This window comes from Caproiciproducens galactitolivorans (genome assembly GCF_004768785.1).
Lineage (GTDB): Bacteria > Bacillota > Clostridia > Oscillospirales > Acutalibacteraceae > Caproiciproducens > Caproiciproducens galactitolivorans.
Window position 1 is genome coordinate 59,520 of sequence record NZ_SRMQ01000008.1, and the last position, 20,094, is coordinate 79,613.

The window sequence follows — 20,094 nt, forward strand, 5'->3', positions numbered from 1 at the left end:
CAATTTCAGCACAACAGCAATGCCGCCGCCATTCCGGAAAATATGCCAAACATTTGGTATAGCTTTGATTTCCTGTCTTTTTCTTCCTTTGCCTCTTTCAGGCTAAGGGAGGTCAGCTCGTAATACAGCGCACAGTGTGAAACCTGACCTTCCGTATCGCTTGTTCCAAAGCTTCTGCCAAATCCGTTGAAAAGTTCTTTGTCCTTGTCGCACAAACCGCTGTGGTTGACACCATGCTGCCAGGCAGTAAAGAAATCCGTGCCGTTCTCAAAGCAATTCGCGCATGCTTTCAGAAAGGGAAGTTCGTTTCCATATCTTCTTACGATTTGGTCAACTGGCCGCGCCGAGAACCGAATCTCCGTCTGTGCCGCGGAAAGGAATTTCAGAAAGCCCTCAAGGCGCTCCACTCTTAACGCCAACCTATGCGACTCCATATATCCCGCCATCGCCCCTGCCGCAATCAGGAACATAGCCCCCGTGAATTTTAGCAAGCAACTCACCCGCCTTATAGATTCCTGCAATTTTCCCCGGCTCCATTTTCCTATCCAGGATGGCGACATTGCCGAAAGCGCCCGTTTTCAAAAGGTCTACCGCCTGTTTCTTCTTTAAGAGTTCTTCCAAACTGCCGGCGTGGATGGAGGAGATCATGACCGCTCCCGCATTCAGGCATTGCTGCACCGCGCTAACTTCGTCATATCCCCCCAGCTCATCGCAAATTATGTAATCCGGGGAAAGACAGCGGATTGCCTGCATAATCCCCTGCGCCTTCGGGTACCCGTCCAGGATGTCGCTGCACACGCCCAGATCATTCTGCGGCACCCCCATGTAGGTGCCCGCCAATTCCCCACGTTCGTCAATAACGGCCACCTTCCGGATATTTCCAAGCAAACCGCTTGAAAGCTGGCGGGCGATGTCCCGCAAAATGGTTGTTTTCCCGCTTACCGGCGGACCTGCAATCAGCAAGCCGTCGGACACATTATTTTTTAAGCCGACCAAAAGCGCGTTTGCCGAACCGGAAATCTCCCGCGCAATTCGGATATTAATGGAAGAGATATCCCTTAAGCCTTTGATTTCCCCGTTCTCTAAAACGGCGGTGCCGCTGATTCCGACCCGGTGTCCCCCAACCAGCGTAACATACCCGTTGCGTATTTCATTCTGATGGCTGTAAATTGAGTAGCTGCATAGATTCCGGAAGCACTCGTCAATATCTTCCTTTGTCGCGATCAGCGTGTTGCTGTCGGGGCGGCAGACCAACGTACCGTTCTGGTTAAAGAAATAAATCCCTTTAATGCAGCAAATAGAAACCGGCTTATTCACACGAATACGCAATTCCTGCACCTGGCTTTTTATTTCCAGCGGAAGCTGTAAAAAATATTTGCCGATTTTCCCGTACACAGCTTTTGCCGCCGAGTCAAATCTTGGGTTACTATTGTTCTCCATTTACTTGTCCTCCCTTTCACTACATAGATATGGACAACTAGGGCATGTTAGAACAAAAAAATGCCCCGCGGGAGAAGTCCCGCGAAGCATCGGTATATTTCTACATATAAATACTATCGGATCATTTCCTGAAAGTCTTCTTCGGTAATAATCGTGACGCCAAGCTGCTGCGCCTTCGTCAGTTTGCTCCCGGCATTCTCGCCGGCCAAAACATAATCGGTTTTCTTGGAAACACTTCCGGAAACCTTGCCGCCGAGCTTTTCAATCACCGCGCTTGCCTGCGCTCTTGTCAATGTGGGCAGGGTACCGGTCAGCACAAAGGTTTTTCCGGAGAAACGGTTATCCGCTACCACGGCTTTGCTGAGCATATTGACGCCCGCGTCCCGTAGCCTTCCGATTAAATGGGCGGTATTCGGCAGGTCGAAAAAGTGCCGGACGCTTTGCGCCATAATCCAGCCAAAGCCTTCGATTTTGGCTATTTCTTCCTCCGTCGCCTGGAAAACCGCATCCATGCTCTTAAAATACGCAGAAAGGAGTTTTGCCGCTTTCAGCCCGATATTCGGGATACCTAAAGCATAAATCAGCCGGTAAAGATCATTGTCCTTCGACCGTTTAATGGCGTCGACCAAATTCTGAGACGATTTTTCCCCCATCCGGTCAAGGGATTTCAATTGTTCTACCTCCAGATGGTATAAATCCGCCGGTGAAGAAAGAAGGCCATGTTTAACCAACTGCTCAATAACAGCCGGACCAAGCCCGTCAATATCCATCGCGTCGCGGCTTGAAAAATGAATCATATGCCGCAGAAGCTGCGCCGGGCACTCGGGGTTCGTACAGCGCGTAGCGGCTTCTCCTTCCTCCCGCGTGACCTTCGCGCCGCAGGAAGGACAAACGGCGGGCATAACAAACGGTCGCGAGCCTTCGGCATGGGATACAACGGAAACAACCTCCGGAATAATTTCGCCCGCTTTTCGTAATACAACGGTATCCCCGATGCGGATATCCTTTTCCGCGATAAAATCCTGATTATGCAGCGTTGCGCGGCTTACGGTCGTCCCCGCAAGCGTAATAGGTTCAAATAGGCCCGTGGGCGTAAGTACGCCGGTGCGGCCGACATTGACTTCAATGTCCAGCAGTTTCGTCTGCTTTTCTTCCGGCGGATATTTAAACGCCTCCGCCCATTTTGGGAACTTCGCGGTACTTCCCAGAGCCGCCCTCTGGGAAAAAGAATTTACTTTCACAACCGCGCCGTCAATGGAATAATCCAGCGTTCCGCGCATATCCCCAATCCTTTCTACCTCGCAGATCACCTCTTCCATCGTGTTACAGACGGTAAAGAAGGGCGGAATGACAAATCCAAGTTCTTTTAAAAAGCGGAGCGCTTCGTCATGCGCGTGAAGCTCCGCTCCGACAATCTGCTGAACATTAAAGACAAAAATGTCGAGCTTACGGGATGCGGTCACATTTGCGTTCTTCTGGCGGAGGGAACCAGCCGCCGCGTTGCGCGGATTTTTAAACGGCTTTTCGTCGTTCAGTTCCTGCCGCTCGGAAAGCTCAAAAAAGCTCTTATGGGACATATAAACCTCGCCGCGCACTTCAAGGAACGGTAAAGCTTTGGTCAGCTTCAGCGGAATGGTGCGGATGGTGCGAAGGTTCTCCGTTACGTCCTCGCCGACAAAGCCGTCCCCGCGGGTGGAACCGCGAAAGAAAATGCCGTCCCGGTACTCGAGCGAAACGGAAAGGCCATCGAATTTCGGTTCGACAATATATACCGGATTTTCTACCACCGCGCGGACTTTGCGGTCGAAGTTCATCAATTCCTCTTTTGAAAAGGAATCGTGAAGACTCTCCAGAGGTACTTCATGCCTAACCGGTTGAAATTTACTCAGCGATTCGCCGCCGATTTTCTGCGTAGGAGAATCCGGTGTAATCAGGCTGGGAAATTCCGATTCAAGCTGTTGAAGTTTACGGTAAAGCATATCGTACTCGTAGTCATCAATCTCCGGCGCGTCTTCCGTGTAATATTTTTTATTATGATAATTAATTAATTCAGTCAGTTTTTTATGCTGAATTTCCGCTTCTTTCACATCCATTGAAATGTTTCCTTTCATTCTTAAATCTGCTTTTAAACAGGGCTGTATCAGGAAATACTGGAAATAAATTACGCAATTATACTATAACAAGATCAGTTAATATTTGCAACAACCTGGGGCACCTCGCCGATAATGACGGTTTCCGCAACTGGAATCGAGGTTTCAACTTCCGTAGTCGAATCGAACCACGGTATGTACGAATAAATGCTGGTATGTATGCATAAAAGAATCTGATGCTTGGTCTGGTTTATTCCCGCGGATTCAAACGTGCTTTTAAATTCCGCGCTGACGGAACCGGAAAGGGTAAGCCGAAGCGGTACGTCCGGTCCCCGTCCATGCAATAAATCATTCCCGATAAGGGTTCCCAAAGGAACGCCCATATCCATATGGGAATCATCGCCAAGTTCTTTTTGTACATCCGCAATGACCACGGATTTCAATTGGTTCATCCGAACCATCTGGGTGGTAATCGAAAGCACTTTTCCGTTGGTATCGCGCTCAATCGATACTAGGTCATTGTAGGTAAGGGCATTTTTATCCAATTCTTGGGAAATTGCGCGATTGATTACGTCAACCGACTTTATCCGAGCCTGATTTGTAATAATCGCTTTAATTACCGGACGAAATTGAGTGTCCAGCAATAGTATAAACGCTAAAATGAAAGCTATGAATAATAAACCCTTAAAACCACTATGCGAACGAGTCCTGTATCTGCGCCACCCTTGCATAGACTCACCTCCAAAGCACTTACCCTATAATACACAGGAGGAATAAAAATGTGCAAAGGCAGAAAAAACGCAGAGAAACAAATTCCTCTGCGTTTCTACAATCCAATATAAAATTATTCTGCCGGCGTTTCTTCCGGTTTTTCTTCAGGCTCAAGAAGAGCACGAATGGAAAGGCTGACGCGCTTCTTGTCAAAATCAATATCCGTAATCTTGGCTTTCACAACCTCGTTCACTTTCAGGACATCCTGCGGTTTTTCAATTCTGTGGTCGGCGATTTGAGAAATATGTATCAAACCGTCGATACCAGGAATAACTCTTGCAAATGCGCCGAATTCTGTCATCCCAACAATCGTAACATCCGCAACTGTGCCGACAGGATAATCCCGCTTCAGGATTTCCCAGGGGTTGTCCTCTGCGCGTTTATATCCAAGGGAAATTTTCCCTTTTTCTCTGTCAAGACCCTTAATATACACATGAACCGTATCTCCAATGTTGACAACTTCGGAGGGATGTTTGATTCTCTCCCAGGACAGTTCGGAAATATGGATCATGCCGTCGATACCGCCCAAATCAACGAAGGCACCGTACGAAGTCAATGATTTTACAACACCGTCGTATTCCTTGCCTTCTTCGGCAGTCTCCCAGAATTTTTCGGCCAATGCTTTGCGTTCGTCTTTCAGGACGGAACGGATCGAACCAACCGCACGTCTGCGGTTACGGTTAACTTCGATAACGCGGAATTTCACCTCTTTTTTAAGAAGCTCATCCAATGGTTCGCCACGGGAAACGGTAGCCTGAGAAGCAGGAATAAAGACGCGGACACCATGGGAAACAACAATTAAGCCGCCCTTGATGATCTCGGTAACAACACCGGTAAGTACTTCCTGACTCTCTTCCGCGGAGGAAACCGTTTCCCAGCCCTTTGCTGCGTCTAAGCGCTTCTTGGAAAGCATAATGGTGCCCTCCTGGTCGTTTGTACGCATGATGAGAAGTTCCATCTCATCGCCAATTTTAACGACATCCTCCGGACGGACATTCGGGTCAGCGGAAAGCTCCGAAGCCGGTATAAAACCAGCCTGCTTTCTTCCTACATCGACAAACACCTCGCTGGGAGTAATGCCGACAACCACACCGCGTACCTTCTCATCTGTATTTAAATTCTTTAGGGACTCCTCAAGCATTTCCTCGAAGTTTCCCTCGGCATTATTCTCCATTAAATTTTGACCAGCAGCCTCGTTGATTTCTGACATGGTATCAAGTACCTCCTTTATAATGCTTGCCGGCGTGGAAGCACCGGCAGTAATGCCAATACACTCGGCCCCTTTCAGAGCCGACAACGGCAGTTCATCCGCCGTTTCTATAAGATAGGTGCTGCAGTTTTTTCTGCACACATCCCGTAATTTCGCTGTATTTGAACTCTGCCTCCCACCAATTACAATCATTACGTCGCAACATCGGGAAAGCGACTCCGCTTCCGATTGACGAACAGCAGTAGCATTACATATTGTATCAAAAATTGTTGCATTTGTATATACCCTTTTGATGATTTCCAAACAATTTTCCCATTCCGATACGCTAAAAGTTGTTTGGGCTACTACACAGGGGGGCATTTTATTGTCAATCGGAATATTTTGGAGGATCCCCCGTAATTCTTCCGCATTTCTAAACACAAAACAATTTTCGGAGCAATGCCCCCGGATTCCCTGAACTTCCGGGTGACTGCAATCCCCTGCGATCAGGACTGTTTTTCCCTCAGCAGATGCCTTTGATACAATTTTGTGTATTTTTGCGACAAACGGGCAGGTCGCATCGACACATTCTAATTTTTTCTCAAAAATCGCATCGCATACGGCCTTCGACACGCCGTGGGAGCGAATGACAATTGTCGCGTCCGCAGGCGCCTCGTCGGGCGAATCCACAATTTTCACGCCGCGTTCCGCAAACTGCGCCAGCGTTTGCGGATTATGAATAATCGGTCCAAGCGTACAAACCTTTTTCCCTTTGCGAAGAAGTGCGTCCACCATTTCGATCGCCCGGTTGACGCCGAAGCAATATCCCGCCGAACGGGCTACAATGACCTTCAATACTTTTCCTCCAGCATTTGATTTATTTTTTCCGCGATGACCAACGCCGCCGAGCGTATGGAAGCGGTTGATTTCTCCCGGATATCCAGCTCATCCGGGAAAATCGGTTTTCCGTAGCGAACCGTTATCCGCTTAAACGGTTTAATGATCCCATCACAGTAAATGGAAGCGGGAAGAACCGGAGCCTTTGAAAGGCCGGCAATCATCGCAACGCCGGCTTTCGGTTGGAACGGCGTATCGTCAAAAACACATTTCCCCTGCGGGAAAATCCCCAGCAAACCTTCCTGATTCAATATTTGCACAGCCCTGCGGACAGAGCCTGCATCGCCCGAATCCCTTTTCACCGGGAAAGCACCCAACCGGTATAAAACCCACCGGATAACGGCCCCATGCTCCTCAAACAGCTCGGATTTTGCCATATACCGGATTTGCCTTTTAAAGGGCATCGCCAGAAACAGCGGGTCAAACACCGACTTGTGGTTACAGCAGACAATCAACCTTCCTTCCTCCGGTATATTTTCAATCCCCCTGTATTCAATTGAAAAAAGCCGTTTTGCGAAGAAGGAAAGAAACCGAAGGCAAAAAAAATAAAACATAAAATCAAGCCTTACATTTTTTCAAATGCTTTCAAATCACGCTCACGAAGCTCAATAATTTTATTCATCACAAAGCGGGATGCATTACGGAATTCCGTCCCTGTGCCCCTTTCGATTCCCAGTTCCTCCGGCTGTATCAGTTTTCCAAACGATACCATGCATTTTTCAAAGGCCTTGGGAACGCCGCCGCTCTTTGGGGTAATACAGCATGGAAGAATGGGCGCATTGTTTTTGTAAGCCAGCATGACCGCCCCCGCCTTCGGCTGTAAGGGCTCCCCGGTTTTCGAACGTGTTCCTTCAATAAAAACGCCCAGCGCCTGGCCGTTTTGCAGGAGCTCTTGGGCTCTGTTGATAGCGGACATATCCCCCTTCCCCCTTTGTACGGGGAAAGCGCCAAGCCCGGAAAGAATCAGGCCAAACGCTTTGTTTTTAAACAGCTCCGATTTCGACATATAAAAAATCTGGCGGCGCTGCGAAAAAGCAAGCCGTATCGGATCGGAATTGCTGATATGATTGCAACAGACAACTACTTTTCCGGTAGGCGGCATATTGTCGCCGTCATTAACCTGATAAGGCATAAATAATCTTGCCACAGGCTGAATACATATTTTCCCAAAATTATACAGAGGTGTACGCTTCACTTAGTATCACCAGTTTCAATTATTTTCGTTCAGCTTCTTTTCAATAATCGACATCAGCTTATCAATCGATTGTTCCAATGTCATTCCCGTAGTATCCACCACAATCGCTGTTTCCGCCGGAACAAGCGGCGCAACCGTACGGTGCGAATCGTTGTAATCCCGCTTTTTTAAATCGGCCAAAACTTCGTCAAACCGCACCTTTTCTCCCTTTTCCCTCAGCTCCTCATATCTTCTTTCCGCGCGCTCCTCCGGCGATGCAGTCAGGAAAATTTTCACCTGTGCATCCGGAAGGACAACCGTTCCTATATCACGCCCGTCCATAATAACATTGTTTGTTTTCGCTAGATCCTGCTGTAAAGAGAACAAAAACTTCCGTACCTCCGGAATGGCAGAAACATCGGAAGCCGCCATAGAAACTTCCGGCGTACGGATATCGCCTGTAACATCCCTATCCCCTAAATAAACCTTTTGCTCCCCGTTTTGAAAAGCAAGCCGGATTTTCACCTGTTCCAAAAGCGGGCAAACCGCCGTGGAGTCGGAAGGAGCAACCCCTTTTTGTAACATAAACAGGCCGACCGCGCGGTACAAAGCGCCGGTGTCGACATAAATATAGCCGAGCTCCGCCGCCGCCCGGCGGGCGATGGTGCTTTTCCCGGCCCCTGCCGGGCCGTCAATGGCAATTGCTATCATTCGTTTGCTTCTCCCTTGTTTATTATAGAATCAGCCGCAAGGCGGCCGGTGCTGAACGCAATCTGCAGGTTAAAGCCGCCAGTGTAGGCGTCCACATCAATGACTTCCCCTGCGAAATAGAGACCTTTCACCAATTTGGACTGCATCGTCTTTGGGTTGATTTCGCTGACCTTAACGCCCCCGGAAGTAACGATTGCCTCTTCAATCGGCCGAAAAGCCGATACCTGCAATTCATAGGATTTCAAAAGGCCCGCAAAAGCACGGCGCATTTCCTTTGTAATTTGGTTGCATTTCCTTTCCGGCGGTATTCCGGATTTCGAAACCATTACGGGAATCATCTTTCGCGGCAGCAGCGCAGATAAGGAGTTGCAAAAATCCCGATTCTGATTCTGTGCAAAATCGCGCTGCAGGCGCGCGTCAAGCTGCTCTATGCTGAGCGCCGGCTTCAGATCGATAAAAATATGATAACGGCCCGGCTCCATATCCCGCATATGCGCGCTCGCGCTTAAGATAATCGGACCGGAAACGCCGAAATGCGTAAAGAGCATTTCGCCAAAATCCGTATAGATCGTTTTTTTCTTTTTTGTATCCATTACCGTAATCGATACATTTTTCAGCGAAAGGCCCATCATATCCCGGCACTCGCTTCCGGATACAACAAGCGGCACCAGCGAGGGGCGCAGCGGGGTTACGGTGTGTCCTGCCTGCTTTGCAAGGCGGTAACCGTCGCCGGTGGAACCGGTTGCGGGATAGGAAGCACCTCCACAGCATACGATCACATTTTTTGCTGCTATTTCAGCCCCGTCCGAAAGCTGTACCCCATGGACGGTATCTTCTTTCAGCAAAAGCCTTTTTGCTTCCCCCGTAACAAGTTCAGCACCGTTTCGCTTTACAAATTTCGTAAGGGCGTCCACAATATCGGAGGATTTGTCCGACTGAGGAAAAACGCGGTTTCCCCGCTCAACCTTGATTGGAACGCCAAGCTCTTCAAAAAAGCGGATGGTATCCTGCGGAGGAAAATGCGTGGCCGCGCTGTAAAGAAAGCGCCCGTTTGACGGAACTGATGCGATAAAGGTCTGTATATCGCAATTGTTGGTAAGATTGCATCTGCCCTTTCCGGTGATGAGCAGCTTCCGCCCGAGACGTTCCTTTTTTTCCAGCAGACAAACGCACAGGCCGTTGCTGGCAGCGGTTCCTGCCGCCAGCATCCCCGCGGCGCCGCCCCCGATTATCAGCGCATCATAGAGCTGATCCACTAGCTTTTTCATCTACCTTTTCATACACTTCATATTCATCCCATATATCCTCAAGGCGCTTAAATACCTGTGTAAGCTCTCCTGATTTTTTTAGTGAGGTGGTTACAATCAGTGCATTGATCAAACTGAGCGGCGCTACGAGGGTGTCCACAATCGAAGCAATATCACTACGGGCAAGCAAGGCGTAATCCGCCTCTTTCGCAAGAGGGGAAAGCGGACTGTCCGTAATGGCAATTACCGTCGCCCCGCGCTTGTGGGCAAAGTTCATAGCGTTAACCGCCTTCCGGGAATAACGGGGAAAGCTGATTCCAATAACAACATCCCGCTCGTCCACCCGGATCATCTGTTCAAAAATCTCACCTTCGCTGGTTGACTTTACTAAGAGGACATTCTCGAAAATTAAATTAAAATAATTGTAGAGGAACGTTGCCAAGGCAAGCGAGCTTCTTGCCCCGAGAATATAAATTTTGCGTGCGGCGACAATCGCGTCTACCGAACGGTAAAAATCCTCATGCGGTATTTCCTCCATCGTTCTGCGGATAGTTTCGATATCCTGATTAAATACGGAATCAAGAATATCGGCGTCGCCGATCCTGCTTGCGGTAACCTCCATTCTTTGAACGGAGGTCAGCTTGCTGCGAATCATTTCCTGCACAGCCTGCTGCAATTCGGGATACCCCGTATAGCCGATTTCCGTAGCAAAACGGACAACCGTCGATTCGCTCACGCCGACGGTCGCTCCCAGTTTCGAAGCGGTCATAAACGCAACTTTATCGTAATGTTCCTCAATATATTTTGCAATTAATTTTTGCCCTTTCGAAAATTCTTTCATCTTGTTTCTGATTCTGGTGATTAATAAATTATTCATTCAACCAACTCCTGTTATTCATATTAATTCGAAATCGCTTAAAAATCAAGTATATTTCCGTTATTTTGCAGGAAGGGACACTTTTTAATTCATTTTAATGCGGATTCCCAATAAAAAAAGCCCCCTTCGGGGGCAAACCTTTATTTTGACCATTTACGGAAATACGGATGAAACCGCTGGAAATAGGAAACAACCAACAGGGATAGTGCGTAATCGTATACTGCAAAAATAATATTTCCTATGAGCAGGAATACCCACGGAAGGTATATCCCCGCAACGGTAAAACTATCTTCCGGTACGGACAGCAGCTTGATGCTGAGAAAAAAACAGGCAACCATCGATACGTTAAATACAGAAAATTTCAAAATATAGGCTGCCACCCTGTTATGAATTTTTTCAATCTGCGCTTTCAAAATGGGGTAATACCCGAAGAAAAGGATAAATAGTACCACGGCTTCCTTATCCCCTGCTAGGAACAGCGAAAGCACCGAAACAGCAACATAAACCAACCATGCCCAGCTCTTCCCGAATTCGATCACAACCGCGATCAGCAGCACGCCCGCCAGCGCCGGAAACGCGTAGGTCCCGATCGATATGATTCCAGTTAGAAACATCAGTAGTGTACACAATGCCGTAGCAATTCCGCAAAAAGCCAAGCGGAAACTTTTCGTCAAAGGAAATCCCCCCTAAATGCTGTTAACAGCATGGGATTAAGTCCCCGCCCATGCATTCGCAGCAACAGTCCGCGCAAAGCAGCGACGAACAAATATCACAGCCGCTGCAACCGTTGGCATATGTGACGTTGGGATTATACCCACCATACGCACCGTTGCGCTGGTTCATCACCTGATTCATGGCCGCGCGGTATTCCCCATTGCCAGGATCCATTTGGCATGCTCTTGCTAAGCAGTTGTATGCTTCTTCGAGCCAGCCCCGTTTATAAAGGACGGTTCCCTTCAAAAAATACCATTCCGCATTTCTGTTTTCCGGCGGTACGCCGTCCAAAATCTGTTCCGCGTCCGCAATCCTACCCAGCATAATTAAATTCCGAACGTCGCCGAATCCCGTATTCGAGTAATATGCATAACCCGGATTTGTATATCCGCCATTTGAAGTGTTATAGGAAGAATACCCTCCATTTTTCTGCTGCTTTCGCTGCGCGATAATGGTATCATAAGCCTCGTTAATTTCCTTCATTTTTTCACCGGCTAAATCGGCAATCGGACTTCCGGAGTAATTATCGGGGTGGTATTTTTTCGCAAGCTCGCGATAAGCATTTTTAATTTCGTCATCTGTGGCGTTTGGTGAAACTCCTAATACCTTATAAGGATCCGACATGCATTTTCTCCTTCTTAAACAGTATTTCTTTTTGAATTTGCGGCAGACCTTTTTTTACAACATTATCAACTATAGGCCCGAAACAATTTAAATCCAAGATATTTAATGCGGCTATGAGCTGAGAAAGTGTAAGGTTTAATACCTGATTCACGTAACCTCTTACTTTGTCCAGTTCTTCCTGCGTACTCGACTGATTTAATTGAAATTTTAATACAAAAGGATTAAAAGAAGCAAATCGAATATCCTTTTCAATATCATCCGCAGCATCGATTAAATAGACCCATCGTCCAAGATAATACCCAAACTGACGAAGAATACGGACCTTCGCACTTTCCGAATTTTCCGGTTTCCCGGCAATGGATTCAAAAATCTGTCTAAGCATTTCCGAAGTAGGTTCCGCACAGGCATCGATACAAGGGTTGTCCCTGTGCTCCACTTCATACTGCATTTGAATTGACTTGGAAACGATGGCATCCATCCACGGGAAATCACGAGCCGCCCTTTTGTGCGCGCGGGCCGCGAAGGGCAAAAGTAAAGCGGAACGAAGCTTCCCCAAAAAGCGGGAATCCGCAATGTCATCCTTTATTTTATAATACGTCATGATTACCGACAACGCAGAAGCGGCAATCAACTCATTTTCGCCCGCGTTACAGTATGCGCACTTTTTCAACGGATTAACAACACAACGTCCATTCTTAAAACCGGGGCAATCCGCGCCGACCGCGATTTGCACCAATGCGTAAAACGTACAGTCGTAACTTAATGTAAGGCGCGCCATCATTCCATAGCTTTTCCCAAGCTGACGGCAAAGCGAACAGTACACAGCCTTGTACTGTTCATATTCCCGAACAAGCATTTCTGATTTTTGCGGCCTTATATAACCAAACACCAAAACCATCCTTAAAAACAGCTTTTCCTATACGTTGTCTATTATTTTACTATATTTGGCTCCATGATTTAATTAACAATATGTGAATTTTAAGAAATCAAAAGCAAAACTTGAAAAATAAATAGTTTAATTCTTAAATTCTTCTGATTTTTTAAACATTGCACAAATGTAAGATGTTGATTTTGTGTATAATGTATGGTATTATAAAACTGTAAAAGAAATGACTGAACTGTTTAGATATGGAAAGAAATAAACAAAGATTGATTGTGTTTCTTGGATTTCCATGATATAATCTGCTCAAGAGCAGACCGTGATAAACAGTAATAACAGGAGGTAAGTAGATGAAACTTTACGACATTGACGTAGTGAAACTGATCGACCTTTTAGACAAGGCCAAAGGAAATGTATACCTCATTACAGAAGACGGCAATACGCTGAATCTGAAAAGCAAGCTCTGCCAGCTTTATGGCGTTCGTGCGCTCCTGGAAAGCGCGAAAAATTCAACCGTTTCCGCTGAGCTAAATGTAGAAAATCCGGAAGATGAATTAATGTTTATCAACTACATGATGAGCAAATAAACTTCAGAACCGTCGCCCCGGCTATGCCGGGGTTTTCCTATGTAGTTTTAAAGCGCTCGGGGGCGCTTGTACTGTATGAAAGCTTTTTAAACGCCCGGCTGTACCGGGCGTTTTCGCACTATTTTCGCACTACAAGTAAAAGGACGGCCGCTGGTGATCCAGTAGCTGTCCTTTTACTATTGTTTACTATTCTTTTGATATTTGAAGGTCTGTCTTCAGTTCAAATTTGGCCACCCGTTCCTTTAGGAGATTAGCCTGAGCGGAAAGTTCTTCGGAGGACGCGGCGCTTTCTTCCGCAGTAGCGGAATTCATCTGAACAACAGAAGAAATCTGCGAAACACCGGTATCAATCTGGGAAATGGAGCTTGCCTGCTCATTGGAAGCGTCCGCAATCTCCGTCACCAAGTTGTTGACATCCGTAAATTTCGCAACAATCAAGTTCAAAAGCTCCGCTGTTTTCGCCGCTATTTTTGTACCGTTCTCTACCGCGTTGACAGAATTATCAATCAATGTGGTCGTGTGCTTAGCAGCTTCCGCGCTCTTGCTTGCAAGGTTGCGAACCTCATCGGCCACAACAGCAAAACCCTTTCCGGCACTGCCCGCCCGGGCCGCTTCAACGGCGGCATTTAGTGACAAAATGTTGGTTTGGAAAGCGATGTCGTCAATCGTCTTAATAATCTTCGTAATCTCCATAGATGTATCGCGGATTTCCGTGATTGCCGCCATCATTTCGCCGATTGTCTCTTTGCCAATTTCCAGTTCTCTTTGCGCATCCTCTGCCAGTATTCTCGCGTTATTCGCGTTGTTGGCATTTAGTTTCACTTTCTGCGACACCTCGTCGATTGAGGCAGAAAGTTCTTCCAACGAACCGGCCTGTTCCGTTGCACCATTTGAAAGCGACTGGGCACCATTGGCAATTTCCTCTGCTCCTGTCGAAACCTGTATGGCGGCGGTTCCGATTTCCGAAAACGCAATATTCAGAGAGTCAATAATTTTAACTAGCGCTTTTTTAATTGGGGAAAAGTCGCCTACATAATCACGCGTAACATCTACTTTCAGATTTCCGTTTGATATTTCTGTTAAAACCTGCGATATCTCACTAACATATTCGCTCAGCCTTTGGGAGGTTTCTTTTGAGATGGCGGCCAGTTCCCCCAGTTCATCCTGCGTATCTACATGAATATCGGAATTCAGGTTGCCGTTTCCCATCTCCTGAGAAAGCGTAACAATCTTATTAACCGGGGCAAGAGACCTGCGGATAATCAGAATGATAACAAATCCGATTATGAGAATACCGATTATACCAACCAGAGAAATCAAAAGGGTAAGCATGGAAACATCTTTTAATGCCTCGGATTTCCCAACAGTAAAATTACTGGTCCATTTACTCTCAATACCATCAATTTTTAAAGGCTGGCTTACTTTAAAAACAGAATTGTCTGCCTTCTCTGAATATTTTGTACCAGATTTTTTCTTATCCGCCGTATCGGAAACATAAACCGAACCGGTTGAAAGGATATAGTTATCCGATGTTGTGTAGCCACCTAAGTTATAATCTAGATTATTGATGGTGTCGGTTAAAATATCTGCAGTTACAACGCCTAAGAATTTTCCATTGCCGTCAACAATCGGACTGCTGATTGTAATAAGCCACACGGTATTCCCATTTGAAAGCTTATAGGTATACGGTTCCGTAATATGCGCTTTGCCGGTTTGCTTCGAAACAGCGTAATATTCCCCGTCCTTATATGTATCATAATCATCGGCTACATCCAATCTCTTGGTGTTTCCGTCTCGGTATTCATAGTACGACCTGCCACTCGGCGTATTTTCAAATAAAGAATTCGGTTCTAATGCGATATAAGCGGAAAAGATACGTTCATCGTCCAAATAGGAAGCCAAGTCCTTCCGGATAAGTTGATCCCTAAGACCAGCATCCAACGTTTTATATTGGTAAACCTGTTTTGAAAATGTACTCGCAACGGTCTTTAGATTATTCAGGTAACCCGATGCCAGATAGGCGTTGTTTTCCGCAACCGCATTGATATTGTTCATCACAGACCTTTGTTGTAAATTTGTTAGATAAATATTTAGAAAAACACAGATAAATACAATCATAACAGCAATTGCGAAAACAACTTTTAAGGGAATTTTAAATGCTAATTTTCTTGTAATTTTTTTACTCGCACTCACCATAAATTTCCTTCCTTCTAATAATATTTGTTAGTAATTATTATATATTGTCGAGTTGTAAAATTGATTCTGTATAAAATATAATCTTAAAATATTATCTAAGATCAACAAAATTGCTATATTTTTGTCTGAATTGAAGATTAATGTTATAATTTTAACAGAAAGTTTCTTCAATTTTATACAGTTATTGTTTAAAAATATACGGAAAATACATCGCAACTTTGCCATGCTTAAAAAAGCATTCCAATCGAATTTGCTAAACAAAAAGCGCCGCCGTAGAAAAATACGGCAACGCTTTTTTGAAGTTTTTGATTTTAGTACGCCGCGCTCAGCGGATTTAAAATGCCATAGCCCTTATTCTGTATATCATCAATAAATTGAATTGCTTTGCCGGCACCCAATGCCACACAAATCTGCGAATCCTGCGCAATATGAACCGGCATTTTCGCTTTTTTTGAAATCAGCGTATCGAACCCGGAAAGTTGCGCCGATCCGCCCGTTAAAATAATTCCGTCGGAATAAACATCGCCCATAAGTTCCGGAGGTGTTTTTTCAAGCATTTCCTGTATGGTGCGGACAATCTGCATCGCCGGTTCAATTAAAGCTTCCAGCATCTCGTCGCAGCTGATATCGGCCCACTGCGGCAAACCGTTCATCGCGTTACGCCCTTTTACTCTGTGGGAAACCAGCTCCTTTCTCGGGTAAACACAGCCAATCGCAATCTTCGCATCCTCCGCTGTACGATGCCCGATAATCAGATTATATTTTTTGCGGATATATTTTATAACCGCCTCATCAAACGCATTTCCCGCAACCTTAATGGATCTGGAGATCGCAATTCCGCTCAGCGACAGCACCGCCATATCCGTCGTGCCGCCACCGATGTCAACAATCAGGGTGCCGTGCGGGGTCGCGATATTTACCCCGGCGCCTAGTGCGGCCGCCACGGGTTCTTCAATCAAACAGATTTTGCGGACACCCGCCGCACTAATCGCATCCACTACCGCGCGTTTTTCAACTTCCGTAATCTGGCAGGGAACGCTTACAACAACGCGGGGCATAAAAACCTTGCTACCGCTGATTTTCTTTAAATAAGTACTTATTAAATGCTGCGCCAAATCAAAATTTGAAATAACCCCGTTGCAAAGCGGATGGACAACGTCAATTTTATCGGACGTTCTTCCCACCATTTTATATGCTTCCATTCCGGTAGCAACAACTTCATCCGTTTCCACATTTACGGCAACAATTGCCGGTTCATTAAGTATAATCCCTTTGCCGTCAAGATAAATTTTGACAGTCGATGTACCCAAATCGATCGCTATATCTGTTCCCAGCACACAACCACATCCAATCTTAATTTCCCAATTATTATATTACAGAATAGATGATATTTCAACTTTTTAAAGCGGCACTTGGGCAACTGCGGCACAGGCAACAAATTCCGCGCCGCCTTGGTAAAGTGTTTCGGCGCATTCGCTCAGCGTTGCCCCCGTCGTTACAATATCATCGATCAAAAGAATCTTTTTCCCTGCTATTTTTTCCTTGTTTATTACTTGGTAAACACCCAAAACATTTGTCCGGCGTTCTTTTTCCGTCAATTTATGCTGTTCTCTGTTCTCTTTGATTTTTATTAAACATTCATTATATGGAAGAAATGCGCATTTGGAAATTGCCTTTGCCAGCAGTTCGGATTGGTTGTAGCCTCTTCCCTGTTTTCTTTTTGGAGAAATCGGCACAGAGGTAAGAAAGTCAAACGAAATTTCCGGAAATTGTTTCTGTACCAGCGCCGCCATGGTTTCCGCGTAAACATCCGCGAAGTCCCGGCGACCATAAAACTTAAACTGAATGAGGGAAACCCGGATTTTATATTCGTATGCAAAAGGGGATACACAAAAAACAGTTTTCCCTAAATTCGGTAAAACCATGCGTTTCGTTAGATTGAGCGTTTTGATTTCTTTGGAGCATTTTCCGCAGGCTTTTTCTCCGGATAAAATGACTTCACCGCAAAAAGCGCATCTCGGGGGAAAAATCATATTCAAAACTGCGGCAAATATCCCTTTATTCTTCATTTTCCGCTCCTTGCGTTAAAAAATAGGAGAGTCCGGTATACCGGCGCGTTTTTTTATTATTGTTGACCATCGCCTGAATTGTCCTTTGCGTTCCTACAAGGATGAGCAGCGATTTTGCCCGTGTAATTGCCGTATAAAGCAGATTGCGGTAAGAAAGCTGCGGAGCGCCTGGATACATAGGTATCACCACTGCCGGGAATTCGTTTCCCTGGCTCTTGTGGACAGTCATCGCATAAGCAAGCTCCAATTCCGCCGCGGTTTCCAGTTCGTACAGGACGACACGGTCATCCATCTGCACCGTTAAAGTGGAAGCTCTTCGGTCAATCGAGCAAAGGATTCCCAGATCGCCGTTAAAAACGCCCTCGCCCAAAGAACCATCCGATTTTGACCATGAAAGATTATAATTGTTCTTTACCTGCATCACCTTATCGCCTTCGCGGAAAAGCACCCCGTTAATGTTGATTTCCCGTTTGGAAGGATCCGGCGGATTTACCGCCGTCTGAATTCGCCTGTTCAGTTCCATAGTACCAAGTTTCCCTTTGCGTCCGGGGGAAAGCACCTGAATATCGGTCAGAGGCGAATATCCGTAGCTGGCGGGCAGCCGTACCGCGCACAGCTCAACAATTGTCCTTTGGATTTCAGAAGGGTCATTGCTCGGCAGAAAGAAAAAGTCGCTGCTGTGGACCGCAAGTTCCGGCATCTGCCCTTTTACAATTCGGTGCGCGTTCGTGATAATCAGGCTTTGCATGGACTGCCTGAAAATCCGGTCAAGCTGTACAACGGGAAACAAATCTGTTGCTATTAAATCCCCCAAAACATTGCCCGGCCCAACGGAAAGAAGCTGATCGCAGTCGCCAACCATGATCATACGGCATCCAAGCGGCAAGGCGCGCAGAACCGCCTCTAACAAATTTGCGTCCACCATCGACAGCTCGTCTATAACCAGAGCATCACATTGCAAAAGATTTTTCTCATTCTTGGCAAAGACGGGAAGGTCGTTCTCGTCCCATTCCACCTGAAGCATACGGTGAATGGTTTTTGCCTCCTGCCCGGTCAGCTCCGACATACGCTTTGCGGCGCGTCCGGTCGGAGCCGCTAGCAAGACTTTTTCTCCCTTTTCTTCCAGTATCTTAATGATTGCGTTTAAGGTCGTTGTCTTTCCGGTTCCGGGACCTCCGGTTAAAATCAGAATTCCCTTTAACAGCGCTTCCTTGATCGCCTGCTTCTGCCTCTCCGCGTAGCGGATTTGTAATGTTTCTTCAATGGCGGAAATTGAATCGTCAACCCCAACAATGGATTGCGCGGGATAGCGAAGCATCATTTTGAGTCGCCCGGCACAATACACCTCGGAGCGATACATCTGCGGCGTGAAAATATATTCTCTGCCATTGAAAGCAGCGAAGGCAACCGAAGCTTCCGACTTCAACTCCTCCAGCGTTTCCGTAACCAGTTCCACCTCGATTTCAAGCAGCCTTGCGGCAGTCTTCAACAGCTTGTCCGCCGGCAGGCAAGTGTGCCCGTTCCCAATATTATGTTTTAAAACATACAGAATTCCTGCCCTAATCCTACAGTTATCGTCCTGCGGGCGTTCCAGCGAAGCAGCGATTTCATCCGCCCGCCCGAAATCGATTCCAATACCGTCCCGGCACAGGCAATAAGGATCCTCCCGCACGCGTTCCGCCGACTCCGGGCCATAATATTTCCAAACCCGTATGGATTCCTCCGGGGATATGCCGTAGCTTCCAAGATACAGCATCATTTCCTTAATGCCGTGTGTTCTCTGGAATTCGTCGCTTATTTTCTGCGCCTTAGCTTTTGTGATCCCCTTAATTTCACAAAGGCGCTCCGGATCCTTTTCAATGATCTCCAACGCGTTCATCCCGAATGCATCCACAATTTTGCCGGCCGTTTTCGGCCCGATCCCTTTAATCACGCCGGAGGCAAGATATTTGAGCAAGGCAACCGTTGTGGCCGGTTTTGAAAGTTCAAAGGCTTCCACCTTAAACTGCGTACCGTAAGTGGGACTGTTTATCCAGTTTCCAATCACCCGCAATTCCTCTCCGACACTTACAAGCGGCATTGAACCCACTACGGTAACAAGCTCTTCCCCGTTATTCATTTCAATGATTGCATATCCATTACTCTCATTTTTAAAAATGACCTGCTCCACGGAGCCGGTCATTTCCAGCAGGCTTTCGCTTTTCATGAAACTCCCTCAGTTTATCATCCTTATAAACCCAGTATAATACATAGGATATGTATTTGCAAATTATTGTTCAAGAATATTCACCAATTCCTCCGGTTTACAGACTACCACCCCGGGATTCCGGTGCGCTATAATTGCACATATTTTTCTGGTTTCTTCATCCATCCCTCTATCCAGACAAATCAGCATTTTTTCTTCGCCATGAACCCATTTCAGTTTTTCAATGCCACTCTCCAGAAGCAGCTCCGCTTCCTCATCATGCCCCTCAATGGAAAGAACAAGATAAAGCTTTCCCTTATGATGCGGCGTGCGCAAGGACCACGAAATAAAGCTTCGAATGATTTCGACCGCCCCAAGGATCGCCAAAAACACAAAAAACAGTCTTGCTATGATTTCAAGCATAAAAAATCACCTCATTACAG

Annotated in this window: 19 protein-coding genes; 1 reads left to right on the top strand and 18 read right to left on the bottom strand. The window is 46.5% G+C overall.

The window, feature by feature from the left end:
- Window positions 1-5: 5 nt before the first annotated feature.
- The 13 genes from CAGA_RS08925 to CAGA_RS08980 form a co-directional block, all read right to left on the bottom strand.
- Window positions 6-434 (bottom strand): stage III sporulation protein AB, encoded by a 429-nt coding sequence (locus tag CAGA_RS08925; RefSeq protein WP_243113007.1) that lies wholly within the window; start codon window positions 432-434, stop codon window positions 6-8.
- Window positions 421-1,440 carry a stage III sporulation protein AA gene (locus tag CAGA_RS12680; protein ID WP_167875197.1) on the bottom strand — a complete coding sequence of 340 codons (1,020 nt, stop codon included), beginning with the start codon at window positions 1,438-1,440 and terminating at the stop codon, window positions 421-423. The genes CAGA_RS08925 and CAGA_RS12680 overlap by 14 nt, the downstream gene beginning before the upstream one ends.
- 113 nt (window positions 1,441-1,553) lie before the next feature.
- Window positions 1,554-3,551, bottom strand: coding sequence for an NAD-dependent DNA ligase LigA (gene ligA, locus CAGA_RS08930; protein WP_461949990.1), 1,998 nt, complete (start codon window positions 3,549-3,551; stop codon window positions 1,554-1,556).
- A gap of 74 nt (window positions 3,552-3,625) precedes the next feature.
- On the bottom strand, window positions 3,626-4,261 hold the full coding sequence (gene yunB, locus CAGA_RS08935; RefSeq protein WP_135660001.1) for a sporulation protein YunB: 636 nt from the start codon (window positions 4,259-4,261) through the stop codon (window positions 3,626-3,628).
- Between the two features lie 113 nt (window positions 4,262-4,374).
- Entirely contained in the window at window positions 4,375-6,345 is a 1,971-nt protein-coding gene (locus tag CAGA_RS08940; RefSeq protein WP_135660003.1) for a bifunctional 4-hydroxy-3-methylbut-2-enyl diphosphate reductase/30S ribosomal protein S1, read from the bottom strand.
- On the bottom strand, window positions 6,342-6,941 hold the full coding sequence (locus CAGA_RS08945; protein ID WP_135660005.1) for a lysophospholipid acyltransferase family protein: 600 nt from the start codon (window positions 6,939-6,941) through the stop codon (window positions 6,342-6,344). The genes CAGA_RS08940 and CAGA_RS08945 overlap by 4 nt, the downstream gene beginning before the upstream one ends.
- Before the next feature lie 11 nt (window positions 6,942-6,952).
- A complete protein-coding gene (locus tag CAGA_RS08950) occupies window positions 6,953-7,519 on the bottom strand; it encodes a lysophospholipid acyltransferase family protein (RefSeq protein ID WP_135660007.1) in 567 nt (188 codons plus the stop codon).
- A 78-nt stretch (window positions 7,520-7,597) separates the two neighbouring features.
- Window positions 7,598-8,272 carry a (d)CMP kinase gene (gene cmk / locus CAGA_RS08955; RefSeq protein WP_135660009.1) on the bottom strand — a complete coding sequence of 225 codons (675 nt, stop codon included), beginning with the start codon at window positions 8,270-8,272 and terminating at the stop codon, window positions 7,598-7,600.
- The gene (locus tag CAGA_RS08960; RefSeq protein WP_135660011.1) at window positions 8,269-9,540 is read right to left on the bottom strand and encodes a BaiN/RdsA family NAD(P)/FAD-dependent oxidoreductase; all 1,272 of its coding nucleotides are present in this window, start codon (window positions 9,538-9,540) and stop codon (window positions 8,269-8,271) included. The genes cmk and CAGA_RS08960 overlap by 4 nt, the downstream gene beginning before the upstream one ends.
- On the bottom strand, window positions 9,512-10,396 hold the full coding sequence (locus tag CAGA_RS08965) for a MurR/RpiR family transcriptional regulator (protein WP_135660013.1): 885 nt from the start codon (window positions 10,394-10,396) through the stop codon (window positions 9,512-9,514). The genes CAGA_RS08960 and CAGA_RS08965 overlap by 29 nt, the downstream gene beginning before the upstream one ends.
- A 140-nt stretch (window positions 10,397-10,536) precedes the next feature.
- Entirely contained in the window at window positions 10,537-11,070 is a 534-nt protein-coding gene (locus CAGA_RS08970) for a hypothetical protein (protein ID WP_135660015.1), read from the bottom strand.
- Between the two features lie 22 nt (window positions 11,071-11,092).
- Entirely contained in the window at window positions 11,093-11,734 is a 642-nt protein-coding gene (locus CAGA_RS08975; protein WP_135660017.1) for a J domain-containing protein, read from the bottom strand.
- Entirely contained in the window at window positions 11,718-12,623 is a 906-nt protein-coding gene (locus tag CAGA_RS08980; protein ID WP_135660019.1) for a DUF5685 family protein, read from the bottom strand. The genes CAGA_RS08975 and CAGA_RS08980 overlap by 17 nt, the downstream gene beginning before the upstream one ends.
- A gap of 341 nt (window positions 12,624-12,964) precedes the next feature.
- On the opposite strand from CAGA_RS08980, the gene CAGA_RS08985 reads away from it, so the two are divergent.
- On the top strand, window positions 12,965-13,201 hold the full coding sequence (locus CAGA_RS08985; RefSeq protein WP_135660021.1) for a hypothetical protein: 237 nt from the start codon (window positions 12,965-12,967) through the stop codon (window positions 13,199-13,201).
- 186 nt (window positions 13,202-13,387) lie between these two features.
- Here CAGA_RS08985 and CAGA_RS08990 read toward each other — a convergent pair whose 3' ends face one another.
- From CAGA_RS08990 to CAGA_RS09010, 5 genes are all read right to left on the bottom strand, one after another.
- Window positions 13,388-15,256, bottom strand: a complete 1,869-nt coding sequence (locus CAGA_RS08990; RefSeq protein ID WP_167875199.1) for a methyl-accepting chemotaxis protein — start codon at window positions 15,254-15,256, stop codon at window positions 13,388-13,390.
- A gap of 452 nt (window positions 15,257-15,708) precedes the next feature.
- The gene (gene mreB, locus CAGA_RS08995; RefSeq protein WP_135660025.1) at window positions 15,709-16,734 is read right to left on the bottom strand and encodes a rod shape-determining protein; all 1,026 of its coding nucleotides are present in this window, start codon (window positions 16,732-16,734) and stop codon (window positions 15,709-15,711) included.
- Window positions 16,735-16,797: 63 nt separating this feature from the next.
- Window positions 16,798-17,466 (bottom strand): ComF family protein, encoded by a 669-nt coding sequence (locus CAGA_RS09000; RefSeq protein WP_135660027.1) that lies wholly within the window; start codon window positions 17,464-17,466, stop codon window positions 16,798-16,800.
- Window positions 17,456-19,672, bottom strand: a complete 2,217-nt coding sequence (recD2, locus tag CAGA_RS09005) for an SF1B family DNA helicase RecD2 (protein WP_135660029.1) — start codon at window positions 19,670-19,672, stop codon at window positions 17,456-17,458. Before recD2 ends, CAGA_RS09000 begins: the two co-directional genes overlap by 11 nt.
- A 63-nt stretch (window positions 19,673-19,735) precedes the next feature.
- Entirely contained in the window at window positions 19,736-20,074 is a 339-nt protein-coding gene (locus tag CAGA_RS09010) for a hypothetical protein (protein ID WP_135660031.1), read from the bottom strand.
- Window positions 20,075-20,094: the final 20 nt, after the last annotated feature.